The organism is Anaeromusa sp. (genome assembly GCF_028691475.1).
In the GTDB taxonomy this organism is placed as follows: Bacteria; Bacillota; Negativicutes; order Anaeromusales; family Anaeromusaceae; genus Anaeromusa.
On record NZ_JAQUZF010000172.1, the window covers coordinates 1 to 3,854 of the forward strand.

At 53.0% G+C, this 3,854-nt stretch carries 3 protein-coding genes; all 3 read left to right on the forward strand.

What is annotated here, in order from left to right; translation table 11 throughout:
• Nucleotides 1-187, forward strand: a 187-nt coding sequence (locus PHF27_RS13690) for a hypothetical protein (RefSeq protein ID WP_300071236.1), incomplete at its 5' end; no start/stop codon positions are given.
• Between the two features lie 207 nt (nt 188-394).
• Nucleotides 395-1,516 (forward strand): efflux RND transporter periplasmic adaptor subunit, encoded by a 1,122-nt coding sequence (locus tag PHF27_RS13695; RefSeq protein WP_300071239.1) that lies wholly within the window; start codon nt 395-397, stop codon nt 1,514-1,516.
• Nucleotides 1,513-3,854: efflux RND transporter permease subunit (locus tag PHF27_RS13700; protein ID WP_300071242.1), on the forward strand; the 2,342-nt coding region annotated here is incomplete at its 3' end. The genes PHF27_RS13695 and PHF27_RS13700, both read left to right, overlap by 4 nt.

Sequence of the window (3,854 nt, forward strand, 5' to 3'; positions counted from 1 at the left end):
GTTCCAAGTGGTGGACACGGAAGCGGTTTTGAACTTTATTCTGAAATTCGGTGAAGTGATGATTGAGGCCATGCAGGCTAAACTTTCCCGCCAGCAAGTGGTGGTGCGTCTGCGCTTGGCGGAGCAATTGCTGGAAACGCTTTTGGGGTTGAAGCCGAAGACGATGCGTCTTACGTTGAGTCTGTAATGGCGAGGTGAATTTTCGCAGGAAGAAAACTTTCTGCGTCTTTTTTGCCATTTAATTGAATGCATTCAAATAAAGAATTGCTTTTGCGGGTACTTAACTTCTAGTGTGAAATCCGTATCTTCCGCTTAGGTTGCGGGTTTTTATTTGATTATTCATTGAACGCATTCAAAATAAATATAGATATCTATGATAAAAGGAGAGAGACCTATGCAAAAATACTGGTCCCAGATACCGAGAAAAAGGTTGTATTGCGTGGTAGCCGCTGTGTTGATCGGCGTAGCGGCAGCAGGAGGAATCGTCTGGAATCTCAAGAATCAGCCTCAAGTGGTGGAGGAAGAGCTGCCTACGGCGAGAACGCTGGTGGTGGGCGCTAAAAAAGAGGCTCAAAGCTACGCGTATGCTGGCGAAGTGCGGGGGCGTTACGAAAGCAAGCTGGCTTTTCAGGTGAATGGTAAAATCGTGAAGCGCAACGTGCAGCTAGGCAGCGCGGTGCAGGCGGGGGATGTGCTCTTGCAGATCGACCCCAAAGATGTGCAGCAGACGGTAAGCAGTATGAACGCACAAGTGGCGTCTGCCCAATCGCAGCTGCGCTTGGCGGAGAAAAATAGGGAACGTTATCAGCGGCTGTGCCAAAACGGCGCGGTGAGCCAAATGGTATATGATCAGTATGTGACTGCCTATGACGCGGCGCTGGCTGCGGTACAGCAGGCAGAGGCGCAGCAGGCGCAGAGCGGCAATCAAATGGAGTACACGCTGCTGAGGGCGGATCATGCCGGTGTTGTTTCGGAACTGACTGCGGAAATTGGTCAAGTGGTCAGCGCCGGGCAGCCGATCGCTACGGTAATTCAAAACGGGGAACGGGAAATCGAAATCAGCGTGCCTGAAAACCGCCTGGCAGAACTTAATCAGGCAGGGACGGTGCAGGTTACGTTTTGGGCTCTTGCTAACCGGGTGATCGAAGGGACTGTGCGCGAAGTGGCGCCGATGGCCGATCCGGTGACACGGACCTTTAAAGTGCGCGTCGCCTTGAACCAAACGCCGCCGGAAGTCAAGCTGGGCATGACGGCGTCGGTAACTGTCGGCCAGGGAAGCAGTCAGCCGGTGTTAACGGTGCCGCTTACTGCTATTTACCAAAATGGCAGCCAGCCGGGCCTTTGGGTGGTGCAGGCAGAGGGAACTTTATCGTTGCGTATGGTAAAACTGGGGCAATACGGCAGCGATTCTGTGCAGGTAGTGGAAGGGCTGCAGCCGGGAGAACGCATTATTGCGGCTGGGGTGCATAAGTTCCGCGAAGGTCAGCGTATCAGCCTGGGCGGTGGCACTCTATGAACCAGTTCAATCTCACGGAGTGGACTTTAAAACATAAGCACTTTTTATATTTTTTCATTGTCTTGTTCTTTTTGGCAGGCATTGTTTCGTATAAGAATCTGGGCCGTATGGAAGACCCGGATTTTACGATCAAGCAGATGGTGGTGACCGTAGCTTGGCCGGGGGCGACAGCCCTGCAGGTGGAGGAGCAGGTTACTGATAAAATCGAGCGCAAGCTGCAGGATCTGCCGGGGCTGGATTATTTGAAAAGCTATTCCATGCCTGGCTACAGTGTCATCTATGTAAATGTAAAAGAAACGGTGCCTAAGGCGGAAATCCGCAATCGCTGGGTGGAAGCCAGGCACATGGTGGACGATATTAAGGGTACCCTGCCGGCTGGCGTGATGCCGCCCGGCTTTAATGACCGCTTTGACGAAGTGTACGGCGTTGTTTACGCGCTCACTGGCGACGGTTATACCTATGAAGAACTCCGGGAAAAGGCGGAAAAAGTGCGCCGTACTCTTTTAGGCGTTCCCAGTGTGAAGAAGGTAAACTTGCTCGGCGTACAGCAAGAAAAAATCTTTATTGAAATCGAAAACGCCAAGATGGCGCAGCTCGGCATTGACCCCGCTCTTATTACCGCCGCCATTCAAAGCCAAAATGCCATGGCGCCGGCGGGCATGATCGAGACGAAGGCGGATAATGTCTATTTGCGCGTCACCGGCATGTTTGAAAAGGTAGACGAGATTCGCAGCCTGCCTATTCAGGCGAATGGCCGGACCTTCCGCTTGGGGGATATTGCCAAGGTGACCCGCGCCTATGCGGACCCAGGCGATCCTAAGTTTTTCTATAACGGTCAGCCGGCCATCGGCATTTCTTTGGCCATGGAAGTCGGGGGCAACATCCTTACCATCGGGGAGTCCCTGGAGACTGCCATTAAGCAGATCCAAAAAGCGCTGCCAGGCGGCATGGAACTGCATCAGACGGTAAATCAGCCGCAGGTGGTGGCCAACTCGATTAGTGATTTTACTAAATCGTTGATGGAAGCCATCGTGATCGTGTTGATTGTCGGTTTTGTCAGCTTAGGCTCGCGTTCCGGCATTATTGTCGCTGTGTGCATTCCCTTGGTTATCGCTATTGTCTTTACCTGCATGAAGCTATTGGGCATCGATTTGCAGCGCATCTCCTTAGGGGCGCTGATTATTGCCCTGGGCCTCTTGGTGGACGACGCCATCATTACCATTGAAATGATGGTGGTCAAGATGGAGGAGGGCTGGAGCCGTTTTAACGCCGCCTGCTTTGCCTATACGTCGACAGCCTATCCGAGGCTGACCGGCGAGCTGGTGACCTGCGCCAGCTTCATTCCGGTGGGCTTTGCAGCCGGTGGCGGCTCGGAGTATTGCGTAACTCTCTTCTATGTGGTGGTCATCGCCCTAATTTCCTCCTGGGTCGTGGCCGGTACGGCGACGCCGCTTTTGGGTTACTTGTTTATTCGCGTAAAGCCTAAGGCAGGGGACGCGGAAGGCGAAGTTGTCAGCGTGCATGATACGCCCTTTTACGCCTGGTTTAAGCGCCTCCTCAACTGGTGCTTATGCCACAGGCGGACGGTATTGGCCGCTACGGTGGGCTGCTTTTTTGGGGCTATCCTGTTACTGGGCCTGGTGAATCACGAGTTTTTCCCCTCGTCGACGCGTCCGGAGCTGATTGTGCAGTTAAAGCTGCAAGAAGGCGCCAGTATTGATAAAACCGAGGAAGTGGCTAAGCAGTTTGCTCAGCAGCTGGAGGGCCATCCTCTTATTTCCTACTATACCTATCATGTGGGCGAAGGAGCGCCCCGTTTTGTCCTTAGCTTTGAGCCGACTTTTAATAAGACCAATTTCACAGAGTTCATCATTGTCGCCAAAGACTACAAGGCGCGCAATGAACTGCGGGAAAAGCTGAGCAAGCAGCTTGCCAATGATTTTCCGGAAGTGCAGCAGCATATTAAGGTTATCAGCAACGGTCCTGCGGCGGATTATCCGATCATGCTGCGGGTGACCGGAGAGGACCCGAATAAGGTGCGGGACATTGCCCAACAGATGGAGCCCATTATGGCGCAGCATCCGAAGGTGAAAAACGTCAACTTGAACTGGAATGAAAAAAGCAAGGTTATGCATTTGGAAGTGGACCAGGACAAGGCAAGAAGTCTTGGCGTTTCCTCCCAGGCGCTGGCCATGGCGCTGCAGACGCAGCTTTCGGGCGCGCCGCTGTCGGAATACCGAGAAACAGACCGAACCATCAGCATGCTCTTCCGCTTTGACGCTTCAGACCGCAACGACCCGTCGCGGATGAAAGATTTAAGCATTCATGTGGGGAATGG

Excerpts from the sequence above, each read along its gene's own strand:
- PHF27_RS13695 (WP_300071239.1), top strand. The coding sequence starts at position 395 with ATGCAAAAATACTGGTCCCAGATACCGAGAAAAAGGTTGTATTGCGTG.